21 protein-coding genes and 1 tRNA gene are annotated in these 22,465 nt (G+C 61.5%); 17 read left to right on the top strand and 5 right to left on the bottom strand.

All coding sequences use genetic code 11. The annotated features are described in order from the left end of the window. Positions 1 to 10: 10 nt before the first annotated feature. Entirely contained in the window at positions 11 to 904 is an 894-nt protein-coding gene (gene xerD / locus VVD49_RS10610; RefSeq protein WP_327599963.1) for a site-specific tyrosine recombinase XerD, read from the top strand. Between the two features lie 157 nt (positions 905 to 1,061). Next, positions 1,062 to 1,415: an H-NS histone family protein gene (locus tag VVD49_RS10605; protein ID WP_327599153.1), complete on the top strand. Its 354-nt coding sequence runs from the start codon at positions 1,062 to 1,064 to the stop codon at positions 1,413 to 1,415. 69 nt (positions 1,416 to 1,484) lie between these two features. On the opposite strand, the gene VVD49_RS10600 is transcribed toward VVD49_RS10605, so the two are convergent. After that, entirely contained in the window at positions 1,485 to 1,877 is a 393-nt protein-coding gene (locus tag VVD49_RS10600) for a dihydroneopterin aldolase (RefSeq protein WP_327599152.1), read from the bottom strand. Positions 1,878 to 1,949: 72 nt separating this feature from the next. Here VVD49_RS10600 and plsY point away from each other — a divergent pair, with 72 nt between their 5' ends. Further along, on the top strand, positions 1,950 to 2,585 hold the full coding sequence (gene plsY / locus VVD49_RS10595; protein ID WP_327599151.1) for a glycerol-3-phosphate 1-O-acyltransferase PlsY: 636 nt from the start codon (positions 1,950 to 1,952) through the stop codon (positions 2,583 to 2,585). Here plsY and tsaD read toward each other — a convergent pair. Next, positions 2,570 to 3,604, bottom strand: a complete 1,035-nt coding sequence (gene tsaD / locus VVD49_RS10590) for a tRNA (adenosine(37)-N6)-threonylcarbamoyltransferase complex transferase subunit TsaD (protein ID WP_327599150.1) — start codon at positions 3,602 to 3,604, stop codon at positions 2,570 to 2,572. The two genes, plsY and tsaD, sit on opposite strands and share 16 nt — an antisense overlap. Before the next feature lie 156 nt (positions 3,605 to 3,760). On the opposite strand from tsaD, the gene rpsU reads away from it, so the two are divergent. The 5 genes from rpsU to VVD49_RS10565 all read left to right on the top strand — a co-directional run bounded on the left by rpsU (position 3,761) and on the right by VVD49_RS10565 (position 8,527). Continuing rightward, positions 3,761 to 3,973 carry a 30S ribosomal protein S21 gene (rpsU, locus tag VVD49_RS10585; RefSeq protein ID WP_327599149.1) on the top strand — a complete coding sequence of 71 codons (213 nt, stop codon included), beginning with the start codon at positions 3,761 to 3,763 and terminating at the stop codon, positions 3,971 to 3,973. A 117-nt stretch (positions 3,974 to 4,090) separates the two neighbouring features. Continuing rightward, positions 4,091 to 4,537 carry a GatB/YqeY domain-containing protein gene (locus tag VVD49_RS10580; protein ID WP_327599148.1) on the top strand — a complete coding sequence of 149 codons (447 nt, stop codon included), beginning with the start codon at positions 4,091 to 4,093 and terminating at the stop codon, positions 4,535 to 4,537. 19 nt (positions 4,538 to 4,556) lie between these two features. Next, entirely contained in the window at positions 4,557 to 6,320 is a 1,764-nt protein-coding gene (dnaG, locus tag VVD49_RS10575) for a DNA primase (protein WP_327599147.1), read from the top strand. 89 nt (positions 6,321 to 6,409) lie between these two features. After that, a complete protein-coding gene (gene rpoD / locus VVD49_RS10570) occupies positions 6,410 to 8,374 on the top strand; it encodes an RNA polymerase sigma factor RpoD (protein WP_327599146.1) in 1,965 nt (654 codons plus the stop codon). Between the two features lie 74 nt (positions 8,375 to 8,448). Next, positions 8,449 to 8,527: transfer RNA gene (locus VVD49_RS10565), tRNA-Ile, on the top strand. 66 nt (positions 8,528 to 8,593) lie between these two features. Here VVD49_RS10565 and ssuE read toward each other — a convergent pair. From ssuE to VVD49_RS10550, 3 genes are all read right to left on the bottom strand, one after another. Continuing rightward, on the bottom strand, positions 8,594 to 9,190 hold the full coding sequence (gene ssuE / locus VVD49_RS10560; protein WP_327599145.1) for an NADPH-dependent FMN reductase: 597 nt from the start codon (positions 9,188 to 9,190) through the stop codon (positions 8,594 to 8,596). 231 nt (positions 9,191 to 9,421) lie between these two features. After that, positions 9,422 to 11,014, bottom strand: coding sequence for a rhodanese-related sulfurtransferase (locus VVD49_RS10555; protein ID WP_327599144.1), 1,593 nt, complete (start codon positions 11,012 to 11,014; stop codon positions 9,422 to 9,424). Continuing rightward, positions 11,014 to 11,970 (bottom strand): aliphatic sulfonate ABC transporter substrate-binding protein, encoded by a 957-nt coding sequence (locus VVD49_RS10550; RefSeq protein WP_327599143.1) that lies wholly within the window; start codon positions 11,968 to 11,970, stop codon positions 11,014 to 11,016. The genes VVD49_RS10555 and VVD49_RS10550 overlap by 1 nt, the downstream gene beginning before the upstream one ends. 289 nt (positions 11,971 to 12,259) lie before the next feature. On the opposite strand from VVD49_RS10550, the gene VVD49_RS10545 reads away from it, so the two are divergent. The 9 genes from VVD49_RS10545 to VVD49_RS10505 all read left to right on the top strand — a co-directional run bounded on the left by VVD49_RS10545 (position 12,260) and on the right by VVD49_RS10505 (position 22,453). Next, a complete protein-coding gene (locus VVD49_RS10545; protein WP_327599142.1) occupies positions 12,260 to 13,129 on the top strand; it encodes a TauD/TfdA dioxygenase family protein in 870 nt (289 codons plus the stop codon). A 14-nt stretch (positions 13,130 to 13,143) separates the two neighbouring features. Beyond that, positions 13,144 to 14,733: an FAD-binding protein gene (locus VVD49_RS10540; protein WP_327599141.1), complete on the top strand. Its 1,590-nt coding sequence runs from the start codon at positions 13,144 to 13,146 to the stop codon at positions 14,731 to 14,733. Then, positions 14,730 to 15,104 (top strand): ferredoxin family protein, encoded by a 375-nt coding sequence (locus tag VVD49_RS10535; protein ID WP_327599140.1) that lies wholly within the window; start codon positions 14,730 to 14,732, stop codon positions 15,102 to 15,104. Before VVD49_RS10540 ends, VVD49_RS10535 begins: the two co-directional genes overlap by 4 nt. Further along, positions 15,101 to 15,751, top strand: coding sequence for a cysteine dioxygenase family protein (locus tag VVD49_RS10530; RefSeq protein WP_327599139.1), 651 nt, complete (start codon positions 15,101 to 15,103; stop codon positions 15,749 to 15,751). The genes VVD49_RS10535 and VVD49_RS10530 overlap by 4 nt, the downstream gene beginning before the upstream one ends. A gap of 246 nt (positions 15,752 to 15,997) precedes the next feature. Then, positions 15,998 to 17,659, top strand: coding sequence for an ABC transporter substrate-binding protein (locus VVD49_RS10525; RefSeq protein ID WP_327599138.1), 1,662 nt, complete (start codon positions 15,998 to 16,000; stop codon positions 17,657 to 17,659). Positions 17,660 to 17,670: 11 nt separating this feature from the next. Further along, complete coding sequence (locus VVD49_RS10520; RefSeq protein ID WP_327599137.1) at positions 17,671 to 18,588, top strand: ABC transporter permease; 918 nt, start codon at positions 17,671 to 17,673, stop codon at positions 18,586 to 18,588. A 25-nt stretch (positions 18,589 to 18,613) separates the two neighbouring features. Then, a complete protein-coding gene (locus VVD49_RS10515) occupies positions 18,614 to 19,546 on the top strand; it encodes an ABC transporter permease (protein WP_327599136.1) in 933 nt (310 codons plus the stop codon). A 52-nt stretch (positions 19,547 to 19,598) separates the two neighbouring features. Further along, the gene (locus VVD49_RS10510; RefSeq protein ID WP_327599135.1) at positions 19,599 to 21,716 is read left to right on the top strand and encodes an ABC transporter ATP-binding protein; all 2,118 of its coding nucleotides are present in this window, start codon (positions 19,599 to 19,601) and stop codon (positions 21,714 to 21,716) included. A gap of 59 nt (positions 21,717 to 21,775) precedes the next feature. Beyond that, positions 21,776 to 22,453, top strand: a complete 678-nt coding sequence (locus VVD49_RS10505; RefSeq protein ID WP_327599134.1) for a peroxiredoxin-like family protein — start codon at positions 21,776 to 21,778, stop codon at positions 22,451 to 22,453. Positions 22,454 to 22,465 lie beyond the last annotated feature (12 nt).

Genomic DNA, 22,465 nt, shown 5'->3' with positions numbered 1-22,465 from the left:
TCCCGTCACAATTGCTGCAGCCGATTCAAACGCCATCGATGAATTCGCAGACAGCCTGTGGCTGCAGGACGGATTATCCAGAAACACGCTGGACGCCTATCGCTCTGACCTGTCCCTGTTTGCTCTGTGGCTGACTCAGCGTCAGCAGACCTTGCTGGAAGTCAGCAGCGCCCATATTTCGGACTATCTGGGTGAATTGAGCACGACCCACCGTGCGACGACGCAGCGTCGCGTGCTGGCGGCACTGCGTCGCTTTTATCGCCAGCAGCTCGCCGAGAATCGCATCAGCCGCGACCCGACCGTACAGACCGATTCTCCGCTGGCACCGCAACGCTTCCCGAAAACACTCAGTGAATCGCAGGTTGAAGCCCTGCTCGCCGCGCCGGATATCGATACGCCGCAAGGGCTTCGCGATCGCGCCATGTTTGAAACGATTTACGCCACCGGCTTGCGCGTTTCCGAACTGGTTGAATTGAAGATATTTGAAATGGATTTACAGTCGGGCCTGGTGCGCATCGTCGGCAAGGGCAGCAAGGAACGTCTCGTGCCGCTCGGCGAATGGGCCATCGAGTGGATAAATCGCTATCTGCGCGAAGCCCGCCCGGTCTTGATGAAAACGCCCTGCGAAGCCGTGTTCCTGAGCCGCTTCGGCAGCGGCATGACACGCCAGATGTTCTGGCAGATCGTCAAACGCCACGCCATCCAGGCTGGTATCGACGCGGCCAGCATTTCACCGCATACGCTGCGCCACGCTTTCGCCACCCACCTGCTCAATCACGGAGCCGATTTGCGCGTCGTGCAATTGCTGCTCGGCCATTCGGATATATCGACGACGCAGATATACACCCACGTCGCCAGCGAAAGACTGAAGAAACTCCATGCAGTCCATCATCCACGCGGCTGATTGACACCGCGTAAATGGATAATGCTTTGCATTTTCCGCACACTTGTTTGAAAATGCCTTCACAAATATAAAAGCAGATTAACCGCTGCAATCAAGGCTCTCGTAACAGACTTTGAAATACACGGAAATCCGGTAAATTCAAACAAGGAAAAACAACATGGTACTGAGCAAGCTTTCGCTGTCCGAACTCAATCGTCAAAAGGCGCGCATTGAAGCCGAAATCGCACGCCGCTCGCAGAACTCCAAGCGCGACCTGCTCAAAAAGGTACAGAAACTCGCCAGCGACGCAGGCGTCCCGCTGAGTGAATTGCTAGGCACCAAGCTGCCGAAAGCAACGAAGGCTGCCAAGGTCGCCACACCGAAGCCACGTGGCAGCAAGGGCAAGGTGGCACCGAAATACCGTAATCCGGCCGATGCCTCACAAACCTGGACCGGCCGCGGTCGCCAGCCGCTGTGGGTTTCCGGCCATGTTGCTTCAGGCAAGGCCATTACCGATCTGCTGATAAAGTAAATCGGCGTTAAATAAAAAAGCCGCGCAGACAAACTGCGCGGCTTTTTTATTGCAGCAAGGTTCCCGCGCTCAGGTCGCCCCTGCGGCAGACGGCCAGAATGGCGGCATGAAACCATCGCGGCCACGTTCGATATAAACCCCCACGCGACGCACGCCGCGCAGCACGCCAAGCTTGGCGATGGAAATGCGCACCCAGGGCGCGCCGAATTCGTCGAACAGCACCTTGACGAGAAACTCGCCAAGCGTTTCGAGCAGGTTGAAATGCTGGGTGAGGAGCAAATCGCGAATGCGAGTCGTTACCTTTTCGTAATCAATTGTGTCGGCGATGTGGTCGCGCTCGGCCGCGGCTTCCGGCACGCCGAATGTCAGGTTTATTTCAACCGTTTGCGTTGCCGCTTTCTCGTGCGGATAAATTCCCACTCGCGCTTCAAGCTGAAGACCTTCGACGAAGATAAAATCCATGCTTTGCCACCCCGTGTTTTGCTACCCTGCGCAGCCAGCGCCCGCCGGGCCTCTCACAAGAACGCCACTCCAATGACGACCGCGTCCCCCATTCTAGCCTTGCTCGCCGCCTTCCTTATTGGCTCCATCCCCTTCGCCGTCATCGTGTCGAAGCTCATGGGCCTCGACGATCCGCGCAGTTATGGTTCAGGCAATCCCGGGGCGACCAATGTCCTGCGCAGCGGCAACAAGGCTGCCGCCGTGCTGACGCTGCTGGGCGATGCCGCCAAAGGCCTGATCGCCCTCTTGCTGGCAAAAGCCCTTGCTCCCGATCTTGGTTTGTCCATGCAGGTTCTGGCCGGCGTGGCCATTGCCGTGTTTCTCGGCCATGTATTTTCGATATTCCTGCGTTTCAAAGGCGGCAAGGGCGTCGCCACCGCGGCAGGCGTATTGCTGGGGATCGATTGGCGGCTCGGCGCAGCCGTGCTCGGGGTCTGGCTCGTCGTCGCAATCGTTTCGCGCTATTCCTCGCTTGCAGCGCTCAGTGCTGCAGTGGCCGCGCCAGCGCTGACGCTATGGCTGACTCACAGCGACACCTGGACCGGCGCCGTGGTGATCATGTCGGCCATCCTGATCTGGCGCCACAAGGACAATATCCGCAAGCTGCTGGCCGGCCAGGAAGGCCGGATTGGCAAGAAGAAAAAGCCAGAAGATCAGGCGAAAGCCTGATCCAGTGGCCAGCGCGGACGGATCGCAAACGCACCGTCCGTGGTCTGCTCGGCAACACCCGCTTCGAGCCGCATCGCGGTTGCCAACGCAATCATTGCGCCGTTATCGGAGCAGAACTCCAGTTCGGGGAAATACACGCGGCCACCGCGCCGAGTTACGGCGGCCACCAGTTGCTCACGCAGCCGCTTGTTGGCGCCCACCCCACCCGCGACGACGAGACGCTTCAGGCCGGTCTGCTTGAGCGCCGACAAGGCCTTGGCGCACAACACATCCGTTACAGCTTCCTGGAATTCTGCTGCGAGGTCGGCTGATTGCTCCGTCGTGTAGTCCGGCTGTTGGGTTGCTGTCAGCACGGCCGTCTTCAAACCGCTGAAGCTGAACTGCAGATCGCCGGATCTGAGCATCGGTCGCGGCAGCTTGAATTTGCCCGCCTCACCCTGGGCAGCCAGCTTTGCCATCGCCGGACCGCCTGGATAACCCAGGCCAAGCAGTTTGCCGGTCTTGTCGAAGGCCTCGCCCGCCGCGTCATCCACGCTCTCGCCCAACAGCTTGTACTTGCCAACACCCGTAACGCTCATGAGCTGAGTGTGTCCGCCAGACACCAGCAAAGCCACAAAGGGAAACCTCGGCGGCTCGCTGGCCAGCAAAGGCGACAAGAGATGGCCTTCGAGGTGATGCACGGGAATGGCGGGAACACCCAAGGCCAGCGCCAGGGCTTCGGCCACACTCGCCCCTACGAGCAAAGCACCTGCCAGCCCGGGGCCGGTCGTATAACCTATTGCTTTCAAATCCTGCAGCCCGGCATTTGCTGCGGCAACGGTCTCGCGAATCAGCGGCACGATGCGCCGTACGTGGTCGCGCGAAGCCAGCTCCGGCACGACGCCGCCGTAAGCGGCATGCATGTCGATCTGTGAGAAGACGCGGTGAGAGACGAGGCGATGCGCGGTGAGGTCATAGAGACCGATGCCGGTTTCATCGCAGGAGGTTTCTATACCCAAAACAAGATGTTGCGTGCTCATAGGCAAGAGTTTACAACACTCCGTTGATCAATCTTTGCTCGTGGACTTGGTAAACGCAGAAGGACGTAGTAAGATCGCCGACTCTTCGGAAAGGCACCATGCCTCCGGACCCCAATACCGAAATGCAGTAAAGCAACCCAGCAAGGAACCTGACGAATGCCTGGTGTACGTCTCAAAGAAAACGAACCGTTCGAAGTAGCCATCCGCCGCTTCAAGCGCACGATTGAAAAGTCCGGCGTGCTGACCGACCTGCGCGCACGTGAGTTCTACGAAAAGCCAACTTCCGAGCGCAAGCGCAAGAAGGCTGCTGCCGTGAAGCGCCTGCACAAGCGCCTGCGCAGCCAGACCCTGCCGCCGAAGCTGTTCTGATTGGCCGCGCCTCAAGGCGCGACAAGCAAGGCTTAAGCATGACCCGGCGCCCTTTGGGCGGCCGGGTTTTGTTATTTAAAGCTCCTGACTCACGTTCTGACCTTCTGGAAATTCGCCATGTCCCTAAAGGAACGTATTACCGAAGACATGAAGACAGCCATGCGCGCCAAGGAAGCCGTGCGCCTGTCTGCCATCCGCCTGTTGCTCGCGGCAATCAAACAAAAAGAGGTCGACGAGCGTGTAGTGCTTGATGACGCAATGACCCTTGCCATCATCGACAAGCTGCTCAAGCAACGCCGCGACTCGGTAACGCAGTACGAAGCCGCCAAGCGCGAAGACCTGGCCGCAGTCGAGCGCCAGGAGATCGAAGTACTGTCGGCCTATATGCCTGCCGGCCTGTCAGAAGCCGAAATCGACGCGGCTGTACAAGCCGCCATCGCCGAAACCGGCGCTGCCGGCCCGGCAGATATGGGCAAGATGATGGCAGCACTGAAGCCGCGGCTGGCTGGCCGCGCCGACATGGCACAAGTGTCGGCCAAGATCAAAGCCGCGCTCGCAAAGTAAGCCTGAAGGCAGCGCGGGAATGATCCCGGAGTCATTCGTCCAGGAAGTGCTGGCGCGGGTCGACATCGTCGATCTCATCGAGCGTCACGTGCCGCTGAAAAAAGGCGGCGCGAACTACTCTGCCTGCTGCCCGTTCCATAACGAAAAATCGCCGAGCTTCACGGTCAGCCCGACCAAGCAGTTCTATCACTGCTTCGGTTGTGGCGCGCACGGCACCGCGATCGGCTTCCTCATGGAATATGCGGGGGCATCCTTTCCGGACGCCATTCGTGAGCTTGCACAACAGGTCGGACTGACCGTTCCCGAAGACGAGCGCCCGGACCCGCAAAAGCAGGCGCAAAGCCAGTCCCTGCTGGAAATCACGGCGCGCGCCGCGAAGTTCTATCGCGAACAGCTCAAGCAGTCGCCGAAAGCCATCGATTACCTGAAAAGCCGCGGCCTGACGGGCGAAATCGCCGCACGCTACGGCATCGGCTATGCGCCCGAAGGCTGGCAGGGTCTGCGCAGCGTGTTCGGCGAGCAGTATGAACAACAGGCGCTCGTCGAAGGTGGCCTGGTCATTACCAACGACACCAGCCGTCGCTACGATCGCTTCCGTGATCGCGTGATGTTTCCGATCCACGATCAGCGCGGCAACATCATCGGCTTCGGCGGTCGTGTTCTCGGCCAGGGCGAGCCGAAATACCTGAATTCGCCCGAAACCCCGCTGTTCGAAAAAGGCCGCGAGCTTTACGGGCTGCATCAGGCGCGGCAGTCGATCCGCGAGAGCAATACAGTCGTCGTGACCGAGGGCTACATGGACGTCGTCGCCCTCGCCCAGTTCGGCTTCGGCTCGGCCGTGGCCACGCTCGGTACGGCCACCACCGCCACACACATACAGAAGCTTTTCCGCCAGGCCGAGCGAGTGGTGTTTTGTTTCGACGGCGACAAGGCTGGCCGCAAGGCTGCGCGACGTGCGCTTGAAGCCAGCATCGAGCATCTTGCTGACGACCGTGCCGTACGCTTCCTGTTCCTGCCTGCGGAACACGATCCTGACAGCTACATCCGCGAGGAAGGCCTCGTTGCATTCCAGCGCGCACTGAACGAAGCCACGCCACTAACCGACTTCCTGCTGCGCGAACTGCGCGGCGACCTCGACCTGTCACGCGGCGAAGGCCGGGCCCGCCTGGTGCATGAGGCCAAAGACTGGGTACCACGCATGTCCGCGCCCATCTTGCGAGCCCAGACCGTGCGCTCATTGGCTGACATGGCGGAGATGGAAGTCGCAGAAGTCGAACGGGCCCTCGGCATGGAGCCCGGCAACAAGAAAAACAAGCTGCCCCCCCGCCGCCTGGAGCGTCAGCGCGTGGTTACCTCGACACGCCAACTGCTACGCCTCCTGTGCTCCCGCCCCCATCTATGCGAGCAAGTGCCTGAAGATGCCGACCTGCTGATGACGGACGACACCGAGCGCGAAGTGTTGCAATTGTTTTGCGAACGCGCGCAATCCGGCGGGGTCTTTTCCCTGACTGCCCTGTTCGACAGCCAGACCGATGCCGGGCGTCGCAACCTCATCGCCGACCTGCTGACCACGTCCGACGAAGAACACGTGGGCGATGACGAGGCTAGCGTCGTGCTGGCCGACACCTTGCGCACCCTGCGTCGCAATGCGGTGGAACGCGAGATCGAAAACCTGACCCAGCGCGCCGTGGCAGGCAACCTGGGCCCCGACGAAAAACGCCACCTTACTGAGCTCCTGCTACAGAAACAGGCGCTCAAGTCTGGACAGAAACCCCCTGTCTAACATATACTTATCTGTTTCCCTGCTCACCCTCAATCGTTCTGAGAGCCCGTTACTCAGACTTGACCTGAGCGCACGCCCAGAGGACCCGCATGGCCAAGGAAAAAGCCTCCGCCACAGTAGCCCCCAAAGCTATTCCCAAAGCAAAAACGTCGAAAGCGAAAGAGAAGAAAGAACTGCGCATTGCCGCGGACCTCGTCGCGAATGGCGATGATGCAGAAGTCCGCCGTACCCGCCTGAAGACACTCATTGCGCTGGGCAAGGACCGCGGGTACCTGACGTACGCTGAAGTCAATGACCATCTCCCCGACGAGATGGTGGATGCCGAGCAGATCGAATCGATCATCTCGACCTTCAATGACATGGGCATCAAGGTCTTCGACGAAGCACCTGCTGCTGAAGATCTGCTGCTCACCGATGGCGTAGCCACTGCAGTCGTTGACGAAGAAGTCGAAGCCGAAGCCGAGCAGGCCCTCTCCACCGTCGACTCCGAGTTCGGTCGTACGACCGACCCGGTGCGCATGTACATGCGCGAAATGGGCACGGTCGAGCTGCTGACGCGCGAAGGCGAAATCGAAATCGCCAAGCGTATCGAAGACGGTCTCAAGCACATGGTCATGGCGATTTCCGCCTGCCCGACGACGATCGCCGAAATCCTCGCCATGGCCGACAAGGTCGCGCGTGAAGAGATGCGCATCGACGAGCTCATCGACGGCCTGATCGACCCGAACGCGGTTGAAGAAGCTGCGCCGGAGCCAGAGGAAGTCGACGAAGAAGCCGAAGAAGAGGAAGAAGAGGAAGACGACGACGGTGGCGCTGGCGCCCTGTCAGCATCGCTCCTGCAACTCAAGACCGACGCACTCGAGCGCTTCGAAGTCATCAAGGGCCTCTACGCCAAGATGATCACGGCCCTCACCAAGAAGGGCACGCAGGACAAGACCTACCAGAAGACCCACGATCAGATCTGTGGCGAACTACTGAACATCCGCTTCACCGCGCGTGTCACGGAAAGCCTGTGCGACTCCGTGCGTCACATGGTGGAAAACGTCCGCAAGCACGAGCGCAAGATTCTCGAACTCTGCGTCGACCGCTCCGGCATGTCGCGTCAGCATTTCATCAAGTCGTTCCCTGGCAACGAAACCAATATGGATTGGTTGAAGGGTGAAATCGCCAGCAATACGGCGAACATCACAACCATCATGCGCATGCAGCCTGCCATTCTCGAAGAGCAACAGAAGCTCATCGACCTGCAGGATCGCATCCAGATCTCGCTGAAGGAACTCAAGGACATCAACAAGCAGATGTCCACGGGTGAAGCGAAGATGCGCCGCGCCAAGCGTGAAATGACCGAGGCCAACCTGCGTCTCGTGATCTCGATCGCCAAGAAATACACGAACCGCGGTCTGCAGTTCCTCGACCTGATCCAGGAAGGCAATATCGGCCTAATGAAAGCGGTGGACAAGTTCGAGTACCGTCGCGGCTACAAATTCTCCACGTACGCAACGTGGTGGATCCGTCAGGCCATCACGCGTTCGATCGCCGACCAGGCACGCACCATCCGTATCCCGGTTCACATGATCGAAACGATCAACAAGATGAACCGCATCTCGCGTCAGATCCTGCAGGAAACCGGCGCAGAACCGGATCCAGCAACGCTGGCCGTCAAGATGGAAATGCCGGAAGACAAGATCCGCAAGATCCTGAAGATCAGCAAAGAGCCGATCTCCATGGAAACGCCGATCGGCGACGACGACGACTCGCATTTGGGCGACTTCATCGAAGACACCGCAACGCTGTCGCCTGGCGACGCCGCGCTGTACTCCTCGTTGAAAGACACCACCAAGGAAATCCTCGACTCGCTCACACCGCGCGAAGCCAAGGTCCTGCGCATGCGCTTCGGCATCGAAATGAACACCGACCACACGCTGGAAGAAGTCGGCAAGCAATTCGACGTCACGCGCGAACGTATCCGCCAGATCGAAGCCAAGGCGCTGCGCAAGCTGCGTCACCCAAGCCGTTCGGAAAAGCTGCGCAGCTTCCTCGACGGCGAGGGCTAATCGGGTCCAAGTAGCCTGAAGTTTCAAGATGCCTTGAGCACCGTGAGCACTATCCACGATGACAAAGGCATCAAGGGCCTCTAGCTCATGCCTGGTTAGAGCAGCGGACTCATAATCCGTTGGTGCCGAGTTCGACTCTCGGGGGGCCCACCAATAAAGAAAGGACCTGACCGCAAGGCCAGGTCCTTTTTCTTTGGCGCGTCGCCGGGCACTACAACATCAAACGCTGATACGCCCCTGGCGGATCTGCTCGACCAGTCTGCCGGGTGCCAACTCTGCGCTCAGCGGATGTGGCAGATAGCTGACGAAAGAGTTGATGGCGAGGCGCAGACGTTCCTCGGTATCAGGTGCGACGTGGAAGCTGCCGTCCACTTGCCAGGCGACGTCTCGGTCCGTTGCGAAAACGCCGCCGACCTGGAATTTGATCTTGAGCGAGTTGAGTACGGGCAGCAGTGCATGATCGAGCGACAGGGTGAAAGCTGCGCTGCCACCGGTAGCGAGATTGAGCGCCACTTTGCCGGCCAGGCCGTGCTCGGGCAACAGATCGATCAGCGTCTTCAGGCCACCGCTGTAGGCGGCCTTGTAAACCGGGCTGGCGATCAGCAGGCCATCGGCGTGCTTGACCGCGTTATTGAAGGCCTGCACGGCGGGGCTGTCGAAGCGCCCATAGATCAGATCTTCCGCGACGAAATCGGTGAGCGAGAACTGCTGGACAGTGACGCCCGACTCAACAAGCAACTCGATACCACGCTTGAGCAAGCCGCTGGATCGCGACTTCGCGCTGGGACTACCTGCCAACGCAACAACAATAGCCATTCCCTGTTACCTCTACTTTTGATGGCCCAGAAGGTACAAGAACCTCCGGCCATTCCTAACTAACTAGATATCCATTAGCCAGCAGGAATTTTCATAAGCGTTCATAAGCACCGCGATCGAGCGCATCCGCTCGCGGTGCAAGCGTCGACGCATGTGTGCGATCAGCCGGTGCAGATGATTGCGGACGAGCGCGCGTCACCGCACGCTCGTCGCCCTGCCCTACTCAGCTCGTCAGATCACGCGGAAGCCGTGCGTGCCGTCGCGCCCGAGCTGCTCCACAAGGCCGTACTCCCAGTCGAGGTAGGCCTGCATCGCTTCGGCTGCGTTGTCGGTGCCTTCATAGGGGCGGCGATAGCGGTCGATGCGCGGTGATGCGAGACGCGCCTCTCCGCTTTCCGTCGGCAGACCAGCCGCGAACCACGCGGCATTGCCACCTTCGAGTACATGCACATCCTGATGCCCGCCCGAAGCCTTCAGATCGCGCGCAGCGAAGCATGCGAGCTCCGGGTCGGTGGACGTCAGCACCACACGCGGTGCCTTGCGTACGCGCTGGATGCCTTCCGCCAGTTGCGAGCGCAGCACGAACCATGCGCCGGGTACATGACGCTTGACGTACTGCGCGCTCGGCCCGAGATCAACGACCACGGCCTCACCCTTGTCGAGCCATGTCGCCAGCTTGCCAGCGCCGACTGTCGCGACACTGGTCACGTCAGCTTCGTCCGGCAGGCTGCGTGGAGAAGCACCTGTCACGTTGAATAGTGCCGCGTTGACCTCGTCGAGCACGTGCACGTCCCAGTTCATCTGTGCGAGCCACGACGCCGTCATGTTGGCACGCACGCCGTCGGTGTCGACGAGCACGATGCGCGCACCACGTACCGGTGCGACCATCTCGGTCTCCTGCACAAGCTGGCCGCCGGGCGTCGACAGGAATCCCGGCAGATGACCTGCTGCGTACTCTTCCGGCGTGCGTACATCGAACAGGTACAGGCTGCGTTCGGTCTCCGCGCGCCAGCGTTCGAGCTTGCCGAGGCTTGCGCGCAGCACGCCTGCGCGATCAGCGAGCGAACGTGCCTTGTGTGCAGCGACCTGATGATTATCGGCGGAGACTTCACCGAAGCGACGTTGCTGTCCGTGCTCGAGCTTCTGTCCGGCAAGCGTCCAGCCGATTGTGCCGTTGCGTAGTGCTGATACGGGATTCGGAATCTCGTTGTTCACCAGCGACTGCGTACCGATGATGCTGCGCGTGCGGCCCGCACAATTGACGATGACGCGCGTCGCAGGGTTCGGCGCGATATCGCGAATGCGTAGCGCCAGCTCCGCGCCCGGCACGCTGATGCCGCTCGGGATGCTCATGGTGTTGTATTCGTCGAAGCGGCGCGCATCGACCACGACCACATCGGCCTTGCTGTCGATCAGCGCCTGCACTTCTTCAGCGGAAAGCGATGGCGTATGCCGAACGGATTCCACGAGCTCGCCGAAGGACTTGCTCGGCACGTTCACGTCGCGAAATATCTCGCCGCCTGCTGCGCGCCAACCGGCGAGGCCGCCATCGAGCAGACTCACATCGGTGTAGCCAAGCTGCACCAGACGCTCAGCAGCGCGCGGCGCGAGGCCTTCGCCGTCATCAAGCACGACGATAGGCACATTGCGCCGCGGCAGACGCGCATAGGCGTCGAGGTCAAGGAGCGACAGCGGCAGGTTTGCCGCGAACAAGGGATGCGCCTGTGCGTGTGGATCTTCCTCGCGCACGTCGAGCAATGCGATCTCGCGACGCGCGATCAGCGCCTCGCGGACTTCCTGTGTGGAGCGTGTGCCAATCGACATTATTTCGGCGCCCACAGCAATGCGTTCTTCGTGACCACCGGCGACGGCAGCACGCCGAGGCTCAGGAAGGTATCAGCGATCTTCTGCTGCTCTTCGAAGACATCGTTCTTCACGAGACGCACATCCAGGCTGCGACGGCCGATGGCGCGCTCCACGGTGGGCGAATCGGTACCAATCAATGGAGCAATCAGGTCGGCCGCGGCTTTCGGATTCTGCTTGGCCCATTTGCCGGTCTGCGCGATGTCATTGAAGAAGGCCTGCAGCACATCCGGACGCTTGTTGGCATAACTCGTCGCGGCCAGATAGAAGCGCTGATAAGGCGTGATGCCTTTGCCATCTGCGATGACACGCACTTCAGAAGACTTCTGCAGTTCGGCGAAGAACGGGTCCCACAAGGCCCATGCATCGACCGAACCGCGCTCGAATGCAGCGCGCGCATCTGGTGGTTGCAGGTAGGCGAGATCGACATCCTTGAGCGACAGCCCTACTCCGGCCAGCGCTTTGGTGATCAGCAGATGCACGCCCGCACCCTTGGTGACGGCAATGCGCTTGCCCTTGAGATCGGTCAACTTCGTGATCGGCGAGTTCTTCGCCACGACGATGGCCTGCGCTTCAGGCGAAGGTGTCTCCAGCGCGAGGTAGGTCAGCTGGGCGCCCGCGGCCTGGGCGAATACCGGCACCGTGTCTGCCACGTCGGCAGAGACGTCGATGCTGCCGACATTCACGGCCTCGAGCAGGGGCGTACCCGATGTGAATTCCGCCCACTGGATCTTCACGCCCAGCGGCGCGAGCGCTTTCTCCAGCGTGCCGCGCGTCTTGGCGATCAGCGTCAGCGTGGAGGACTTCTGGTAGCCGATGCGTACGGTTTCGTCAGCAGCCTGAGCACTGGGGGCCAGCAGCGCAGCCAGCGTCAGCACGCTGGCGACCAGCCGGCCAAGGGAATTTTTCCTGTTCATGAACTTCTCTTCTGTGAATTGCGCACCGCGCACGATGAACGGATTGTGATTCGGCCACGAACCAAGCCAAACGAAGAAGTCGTGCTTTTCATATCAGGCTTTCAGCTGAAGAAAGCAGCGCGCATGAACGCGCCGGCGGGAAGTCTTGTTATGCACAAATTGCATGACTTCTTATCACGATAATGTTGTTTGGTAATTTTCATCCAGGTTCTATTCTGCCTCTCACGCAAGAACACGTGTCCTGACGCACGCCGGTGCTTGCATTCCCAACATCGTGTGGAGGCAAATCATGTCCGAGGTAGTTGAACGCGCAGTATCACAAGCCAGTACGTCATCGCTGATCGTCAATCAGATCGAACCACGCATCGGCGCCGAGATCAGCGGCATCGATCTGCGCCAGCCACTGACGCAAGCGGTTCGCGACGAGCTGTACCAATTGCTGCTCAAGCATCGCGTGCTGTTCTTCCGTGACCAGTTCATCACCTACGAACAGCAGGAAGCCTTTGCGCTCAACTTCGGCCCACTGCTTGAGCACGTCACCTCCAAGAAAATCAACACGGAAGCCAAGGTTGCGCACCAGATCTCGGCTCAGGCCGCGCGCGAGGAGTACGACATCCGCTTCGGTCGCTGGCACACGGATACCAGCTGGCAACTGACGCCCGGCCTGGGTGCCGTGCTGCGCGCCGTACGCATTCCAGAAGTGGGGGGCGACACGCTGTGGGCCAATGGCGCAGCGGTGTATGAAGGCCTGTCGGACGAGCTGAAGGAGAAGATCGACAACCTGTACGTCGTGCATGACTACCAGAAGCGTCTGGCGAAGGTCGATCACAAGTACCCGCTGGTGTCGCACCCGCTGGTGCTGACCCACCCGGACACGGGCGAGACCATCCTGTTCCCGAACTTCTCGCTCAACCCGTCCATCGTGGGCTGGTCGAAGGAAGAAAGCGACAAGCTGCTCGCCGAGCTGCTGCTCGAATACAACCGCCCTGAATACCAGGTGCGTTTCAAGTGGCGTCCGGGTTCGGTCGCGTTCTGGGACAACCGTGCAGGCCTGCACTATGCGGTCCAGAACTACGGCGACTTCCCGCGCCTGATGGAGCGCGTGCTGATCGGCAGCGATCACATTCCGCAGCGCGTGCGCGCGCCGAAGAACGACTGATCGGGAGTTGCCGGGTGTCGTTCTCATCTTCGTATCTCGAAGCAGATGTACTGGTCATCGGCGGCGGCCTTGCGGGGGCATGGGCAGCCGTCGGTGCGGCGCGTGAAGGTGCGCGTGTGATCCTCGCGGACAAGGGTTATTTCGGCACCAGCGGCGTGACCGCTGCGGCCGGCCCGAGTCACTGGTGGGTGCCACCCGCGCAGCGCGAGGAAGCCATCGACAAGCGCGCGGAAGCAGGCGAAGGCCTGGCCGACCCGCGCTGGATGGCTCGCATCATCGACAAGACCTGGAACACGCTGCCGACACTCGGCGATTACTACAGCTTTCCGCAGAATGACAAAGGCGTGACCATCTATCGCTCCTTGCGCGGGCCGGAGTACCTGCGTGCCATGCGCAAGCTGGCCGAAGATCTCGGCGTGCAGATTCTCGACCAGAGCCCGGCACTTGAGTTGCTGCTGCATGCCGACGACTCGGTCGCCGGCGCGCGTGGCGTGCATCGCCAGCGTAACGAGAGCTGGGCGGTGCGCGCCGGTGCCGTCGTGCTGGCTACCGGTGGCTGCGCTTTCCTCTCGCCCCTGCTCGGCGCCAACAACAACACCGGCGACGGCTACCTGATGGCTGCCGAGGCCGGGGCGGAGCTGTCCGGCATGGAGCTCTCGGCCTACTACACAGTGTCGCCCGCGTACTCGTCGATGACGCGCTCGATGTCCTACGCCTTCGCGCGTTACTTCGATGCGAGTGGCCGCGAGCTGTCGGTGCCGATGGGCCCACCAGCGACAGCGGTATTGGCGCGCGCCATGCTGGCCGGGCCTGTCTTCTGCTCGCTCGACCGCATGCCCGAGCACGTGCGTCAGCAGCTGCCGCAGATCTCGCCGAATTTCCTGCTGCCCTTCGTGCGCAAAGGCATCGACCCTTTCACGCAGCGCTTCGAAGTCAAGCTGCGTGGCGAAGGCACGGTGCGCGGCGTGGGTGGCCTGCGCATTGCCGATGAAGATTGCCAGACGACGGTGTCGGGCCTCTATGCCGCAGGCGATGCCGCTACGCGCGAACTGATCGCGGGGGCAATCTCCGGCGGCGGCAACCAGAACTCGGCATGGGGCCTGTCATCCGGCCTATGGTCAGGTCGTGCCGCAGCGCGCCGCGCACGCGGGCTCGGCATTCGCGCAGATCGCAGTGTCGAGGCCATCGGCGGTGCCGGCTTGCGTCCGGCGCATGCCGAAGATCGCATCGACACGGATGAAGTCATTCGTCGCGTGCAAGGCGAGATGCTGCCGTATGACAAGAATATTTTCCGCAGCGCGCCTGTCTTGCTGAACTCGCTACAGGTACTCGACCAGCTATGGCAAGCAGTGCGCGATGGCGGCCGGAATGCAGCCACGAATGCGGTACGCCAGCGCGAAATCGCGGCGCTCGTCGCGACCGGCCGCTGGTGCTACAGCGCCGCACTGGCGCGGCAGGAAACGCGCGGCATGCATCGGCGTACGGATGCCCCGCAGCGGGACGAACGCTTCGCGCATCGCATCCTGACCGGCGGACTCGACAAGGTCTGGACGCGCGCAGATGCCCAGACGCCTCAACAGTCTCACGAAGAGATCGCAGCATGATCGCCCTGATTTTCTCCGACCGTTGCACGCAGTGCTCGCGCTGCGTCGACGTCTGCCCCACCAATGTCTTCGACGCCTTGCCCGACCAGCCGCCCGTGATCGCTCGCCAGAGCGATTGCGAGACCTGCTTCATGTGCGAGCTCTACTGCAAGGCTGACGCGATCTATGTCGAGCCAGAGATCGAACGTGCTGTCGCGGTCGATGCACAACAGGTGCTCGACGCCGGCCTGCTCGGCCAGTTCCGCCGCGACTCCGGTTGGGACGAATGGAGTGCTGATCCGCAATACAGCAACCAGCACTGGCGCATGGAAGAAGTGTTCACGCTGGCGCGCGCCCTGCCGCGCCCTGTTGCCGAGGAGATCAAGCCATGAGCCAGATCGCAGAAGCCCCTGTTGGCGCAAGCGTGCACGATGCAACGCCAGACGCGGCGCCACGCATTGAGCGCTTGCGTGATTTCGTGGTGTCTTTCGCGGAGATGCTGGATGCCCACTCCAGCGAAGCAGATGTACTGAAACACGGCGGAGCCCTGCTCTCGAAGCTCGTCGCCGTCGACGACTGGCTGCCGGAGGATTTCGCGCAGCCGGACCCCGAGCGCTACCGCCAGTACCTGCTGCACACGGATTCGCGCGAGCGCTTCTCTGTCGTGAGTTTCGTGTGGGGCCCGGGCCAGAGCACGCCAATCCACAACCACACGGTGTGGGGTCTTATCGGCGTGCTGCGTGGCGCTGAAGACGGGCAGCGTTTCCGTTTTGATCAAGGCAATCTCATTGAAGACGGCCACCTTGAGCGGCTCGAACGCGGCGCGGTGGAAACCGTGTCACCCACCGTGGGCGACATCCATCGCGTGAGCAATGCCTTCAGCGATCGCACCTCGATCAGCATCCACGTCTACGGCGCCAACATCGGCGGCGTGTCGCGCTCCGTGTTCGCACCCGACGGCACGCCGAAGACCTTCATTTCCGGTTACTCCAATTCTCGACTCCCGAACCTCTGGGATCGCTCGATCGCCGGCCGCTGACATGACGACACAAGGCCCTCATATCCGCTGCTCCGAATTCAACACCTGCTCCGTGCGCCTGTTTCGCGAGAGGCAGTGCATCAGGGACTGTCGGTTGCCGGCATCACGAAACACGGGCGTTCCAGGCTCGCGGCGTCATGGCACACGTCCTGCTATGACGTCCGGATTCAGGCAGTGCGATGCATCGGCAAGCACCGCAGCAAGTACCTCAATCACGCAAGCGATATCAAAGGGAGTGGGTTTCAAATGAAGAAGATTTTTTTCACGGCTTTGCGATATCCGGTGCGCGCGAGCATCGTGGCGCTGGGCCTGATGGCCGCGCTGACGAGTACCGCAGCTCTTGCAGCAACGGCAGCAGCATCCTCAGGCGCTCCTGCACCCAAGACGGGTGGCGAACTGGTGTTCGGCCTGGATGGCGCGCAAGTCAGCGAGTTCATCCTCGACCCGGCCAACTCCAGTTTCGCGCCACACAACCGCGTCTTCCGCTCGATCTTCGACAGCCTCGTGGTGTTGAAGCAGGACCAGACCGTCGGGCCATGGCTCGCGGAGTCCTGGGAGGTTTCGCCAGATCGCAAGACTTACACCTTCAAGCTGCGCAAGGACGTGAAGTTCCACGACGGCACGCCTTTCAACGCTGCTGCGGTGAAGTTCAACCTCGATCGCATCAAGGAGCCGAAGAACGCACTTGCGGCCCTGATCGATCTGGGCCCTTACGAATCGTCTGAAGCGGTCAACGCCACCACGCTGCGCATCAAGCTCAGCGAACCCTTCGAGCCGCTGCTGCGCAATCTGTCGAAGACAACATCCGGCATCAGCTCGCCCGCCGCAATTGCCAAGTATGGCGACACCTACGCGCTGAACCCGGTCGGCACCGGTCCGTTCAAACTGGTCAGCCTGCAGCAAGGCACGGAAATCAAACTCGCGCGCAATCCTGACTACAAGTGGGCACCGGTTACTGCGACCCACCAGGGCCCGGCCTATCTCGACAAGCTCACCTTCCGCAACGTGCCGGAAGAATCCACCCGCGTTGCCGTGCTGCAGAGCAATCAGGTGCAGGCCATCGATGGCATTCCGCCGCAGAACTTCGTGCTCTTCAAGAACGATCCGAACTACCGCGTGTACCTCAAGGAACTGCTCAACAACAATTACGGGCTCGCCCTGAATGTTGCCAAGGCGCCCTGGAATGACGAAGACATTCGTCGCGCCTTCCGCGCCTCCCTGGATATCGACACCATCGTCAAGGTGATCTACCTCGGCAGCGCCCCGCGCGCATGGGCGCAACTGTCCCCCTCTCTCTTCGGCTCGGCAGACAAGGAGCTCTACAGATCGTGGAAACCCGATCTCGCCCAAGCACAGCAGATCCTCGACAAGAAGGGCTGGGTCGTTGGCAAGGACGGCATCCGCGTCAAGGACGGCAAGCGTCTGACGGTGAGCTTCATCGACACGCAGGGAAATCGCGAAAAGCGTCTCGATGTAATCCAGCTTGTGCGTCGTCACGTTGCCAAGGCTGGCTTTGAGCTGACCATCGACAGCCAGCCTGCCGGGGCCTATCGCACCAAGATCGCCAACCTCGAATACGACCTGAGTGCCGGCAGCCAGTTCGCGCCGGACCCCGATGTGCTGCGCCGCCTGTTTAGCCCGGAAGGTCGCGCCAAGACATCCGGATACAAGATCGACGACCCTGAAATCACGCAGTGGCTCAAGGACGGCCTGAAGGAAAACGACGCCACGAAGCGCGCCGATATCTACAAGAAGGTCCAGCGGAAACTGGTCGACAAGGTCTACACGATTCCCGTCTATGTCCTGCTGTATGCCATTGGCACGACGAAGGATGTCAACGGCTTGACCATCGACGCACAGGGCTTCCCTGAATTCCAGGGCGTCTGGTTGTCGAGCCGGGTCGACTGAGGAGAGCCAGCATGTTGTCGTATCTCATACGCCGATTGTTCTCAGCCCTGTTCGTCATCTGGGGTGCGACAACGCTGGTCTTCCTGATTCTCTACTGGCTGCCGGGCGATCCTGCGGTGCTGGTCGCCGGTGACAACGCCACGGCCGAAAGCATCCTGCGTGTCCAGAAACAGCTTGGCACCGATAGGCCGCTGGCAGAGCAGTACTTCAGCTACATCTCCGGCGTGCTGCATGGCGATCTCGGCCGCTCCTACACCAGCAAGCAACCCGTGTTCGAGCGGCTGTGGGCGCAATTCCCCGCGACGCTGTCACTCACCCTGCTGGGTTGCTCGGTGGCCATCATTTCCGGCGTGCTGCTCGGCGTGATCTCGGCAGTCAATCGCGGCCGCTGGATCGATCAGGCCATCCAGTCGATGACGTTGTTCTTCACCTCGATGCCTTCCTTCTGGCTCGGCATCATCCTCATCCTGATCTTCTCGGTCACGCTGCAATGGTTGCCTGCTATCGGCAACGGCACATTCGCGCAACTCATCCTGCCTGCGGCCTGCCTCGGCTTCGTTGCCTCGGGCAGCCTGACGCGCATGGTGCGCAACAGCATGCTGGACGTACTCAACGAGCAGTTCGTCACCACGCTGCGCGCCAAGGGCCTGCTGGAACCCAACGTGCTCTATCGCCATGTGCTGCGCAATGCGCTCATTCCCGCCATCACCTTGCTCGGCATTCTCGTCGGCGAGCTACTGTCCGGATCGGTCGTCGTCGAGACCCTCTTCGCACGCCAGGGCGTGGGCCGCACGCTGGTCGAGGCCATCGGCGTCAAGGACATTCCCGTGGTGCAAGGGGCGATTCTTTTTGCATCCATCTTCTTCGTCATGATCAACACGCTGGTCGACATTTCCTATACGTGGATCGATCCACGCATCAGGAACTGAAGCCGCATCAGGGAGGAACTGACTCATGGATCGTGCAATCGACATCGCGATTGGCAACGTCGGCGTTCTGGATGCGCAAGGCACGCTTGCAGCACCGCGCAAATGGACACTGCGTCTTCCGCAGCGCCCTGCATGGCTCAGGGGCTGGGCAAGCGACTGGACGTTGCTGATTCCCGCACTCATCGTCGGCGTGCTGGTTGTCTGCGCAGCGGTACCCGACCTGCTCGCGCCTTTCGCCCCGACAGACATGGATATCGAATCCATCCTGCAGGCACCGAGCGCCCAGCACCTGCTCGGCACCGACCAGTTCGGCCGCGACGTGCTGACCCTGCTGATCTACGGTGCACGCCAGTCGCTGCTGATGGGCGCTTTCGCCGTCTTCATCGGCGGCACGCTGGGCGGCCTGATCGGCCTCGCTTCGGGTTACCTTGGTTCATACGTGGATGGTGTGCTGATGCGCGCCATCGACATCAAGCTGGCCGTACCCGGCATCCTGCTGGCAATCGTCGTGTCGACCGCGCTCGGCGCCAGCCTCACCAACACCATCATCGCCGTCGGCCTGATCTCGGTACCGCGATACGCACGCGTCATGCGCTCGCAAGTCATCGCCATCAAGAACCGGCCCTTCGTCGAGGCCGCTCGCTCCATCGGCACCTCGCAGGCTGCAATCCTCTTCAAGCACATCCTGCCGCACTGCTGGTCGCCGATGTTGGTGATGGCCACGCTGGGTGTCGGCAGCTCCATCCTGATCGGCTCCAGCCTCAGCTTCCTCGGCCTCGGCATCATCGACGACCGGCCCGACTGGGGCTTCCTGCTCAGCCAGGGCCGCAGCTACCTGAGCATCGCCTGGTGGATCGCCACCTTCCCCGGCCTCGCCATCACCGCCCTCGTCGTTTCCGTGAATCTGCTGGGCGACGAGTTGCGCCACCGCGTCGATCCACAGAAACGTATTGGCTGACCCCTCGGCCGGAAATTTGACTCACGCCTTGACCAATAGCACCGGACCAGCAATGAACGCAGCACGCGACGCCTTCCTGAAAATCAACGATCTCGCCATCGACGTCCACAACAACGCGGGCGCGCTGCAGATCGTCGACAAGGTCAGCCTGGAAATTGCCGCTGGCGAGACGGTATGCCTCGTCGGCGAATCCGGCAGTGGCAAGTCGATCACCGCACTGTCGGTGATGCGCCTCATCGAGTTCAAGAACGGTGCCATCACCAGGGGCGCGATCCGCTTCGATGGCCGCGACCTCGCCTCGCTCACGCAGCGCGAGATGAGCGAGTTGCGTGGCGACCGCATCGGCATCATCTTCCAGGAGCCGATGACGGCCTTCGACCCGGTGTTCACCATCGGTGAACAGATCGCCGAAGTGATCGTGCGCCACAAGAAGATTCCGCGTGCGCACGCGATGACGGATGTCATCCGCCTGCTCGACCGCGTGCACATCCCGGATGCGGCACTGCGCGTGAAGCAGTACCCGCACGAGCTGTCCGGCGGCATGCGTCAGCGCGCAATGATTGCCATGGCGCTGGCCTGCGACCCGGAGCTGCTCATTGCAGACGAACCGACCACCGCGCTCGACGTCACCATCCAGGCGCAGATCCTCAAGTTGCTGCAGGAGATCCAGCGTGAGACAGGTCTGTCCATCCTGCTCATCACGCACGACCTGGGCATGGCCGCCGAGATCGCCGACCGCGTCGTCGTCATGTATGCCGGCCGCATCGTCGAGCAGGCCAGTGTCGAAGACCTGTTCGGCAAGCCGGCCCATCCCTACACGCAAGGCCTGCTGGCATCGGTGGTTGGCAGCGGTGAAGTTCGCGCAAAACGTCTTTACTCCATCGAAGGCTCGATCCCCATCCTGTCGGCGCCGCCTTCCGGTTGCCGCTTCCATCCGCGCTGCCCGCATGCGTCGGCGCAGTGCGTGTCGGCCGAACCTGCACTGCAGGTCTCTGCAATCGACGGCAAGCTGCGTGAAGTCGCGTGCTGGCATCACACAACGCTGCCAGCGCTGGACGTGCTGTCACGGACAGCATCCACCGCCGACGACCTGACCAGCTCGCCGGCGAGCCGTGCAGCCGGCATGCAAGCGGCCCGCAACAGATTCGGCTCGATCGACTTCTCCGCCATTGCGCGTCGCATTTCCGACCCGAACGGCACGAAGCCTCGGCCACCGCTGATCGATGTGATCTCGCTGCAGAAGCACTTCCCGATCAAGGGCGGATGGCCCGGCGCACGCAAAGCCGTGCGCGCCGTCGATGGCGTGAGCTTCCAGATCAAAGCGGGTGAGACCTTCGGCCTCGTCGGCGAGTCGGGCTGCGGCAAATCGACGCTGGCGCGCGTGCTGCTGCAACTCGAGAAGCCCACGCAGGGCCAGGTCATTTTCGACGGCGACGACATCACGCGCCTGCCCCGCAAGGAGCTGCAGGAAGTACGCCGCAATATGCAGATGGTGTTCCAGGACCCCTACGGCTCGATCAATTCGCGCTGGACGGTCGGCGACATCATCGGCGAGCCGCTGGCCGTACACGAGCACCTGAGCAAGGCCGAGCAGCGCAGCCGCGTCGAGGAGCTCTTGCAACGCGTCGGTCTCGACCCTTCCGGCTATGACCGCTATCCACATCAGTTCTCAGGTGGCCAGCGCCAGCGCATCGGCATCGCGCGCGCCATCTCGCTCAATCCGAAATTCGTACTGGCCGATGAGGCCGTCTCGGCGCTCGACGTGTCGGTGCAGGCCCAGGTCATCAACCTGCTGCAAGACCTCAAGGAACAGCTCGGGCTGACCTACCTGTTCATCGGTCATGGCCTCAACGTCGTCCGCCATGTGTCGGATCGCATCGGCGTGATGTATCTCGGCAAGCTCGTCGAGGTAGGCCCGGCCGACGAGATCTTCACGCAGCCAGCTCACCACTACACACGTGCACTGATATCGGCGATTCCGATTGCCGACCCGACACGGCGGCGCGAGTTCATTCCGATTGTTGGCGAGATTCCATCGCCGACCAATCCACCCTCCGGCTGCCGCTTTCACACGCGCTGCCCTGCGGCCACGCAGCGCTGCCGTGACGAGCAGCCCGAGCTTGCGGCGGTCAATAGCGCGCATGCCGTGGCTTGCCACTTTCCTCTTTGAACCGGCCAACACCTTTGACCTCGTCACCCCACTGAGCACCACCACTGAAAGGGAACACCATGAGCACACCAAAAGAGTCTCTGCGACAACTGCTCGCCAACCTGCATGCCGAACGCGTAGCCAGCTGGGAGCCCGCCGTGCTGCAGGTCAATATCGACCAGCGCCAGACCCTCATCGACAACTACGAGCCATCGAAGCACGTGCAGGTCGGGCAGAAGCTCGACAACTTCAGTCTCGAGGAAGTGGATGGCAAGACGCTGGTGCTCGACGAGCTACTCGCCAAGGGCCCGGTCGCGCTGGTGTTCTTCCGCTTCGCCGGTTGCCCCGCCTGCAACATCGCCCTGCCCTACTACAAGCGCCAGCTCGCACCGGCACTGCAGGAACTTGGCGCCACACTGGTCGGCGTGAGCCCGCAAGTGCCTGAGCGTCTCGTCGAGATCAAGCGCCGCCACGACCTGAACTTCCTCGTCGCCACCGACCGCGACAACGCGCTCGGTCGTCGCTTCGGCATCCTCTACACCTACGACGAAGCCTCGCAGAAGGCCTCGCTCGCCAAGGGTGGCGGCATCGGCGAAACAACGGGTACTGGGACCTGGGAGTTGCCGCAACCGACCGTCGTACTCATCGACCGAGATCGCGTCGTGCGCTTCGTCGAAGTCTCGCCGGACTGGCTGGTGCGCAGCGAGGCCGACGCCATCGTCGAGCAAGTGCGCGCGCTGTCGGCAGTCGCAGCCTGATCTGCATTCGCA

Source organism: Uliginosibacterium silvisoli, from assembly GCF_036017035.1.
In the GTDB taxonomy this organism is placed as follows: domain Bacteria; phylum Pseudomonadota; class Gammaproteobacteria; order Burkholderiales; family Rhodocyclaceae; genus Viridibacterium; species Viridibacterium silvisoli.
Note: the sequence above shows the minus strand (reverse complement) of the source record. Positions and strands in the feature narration are given on the sequence as shown.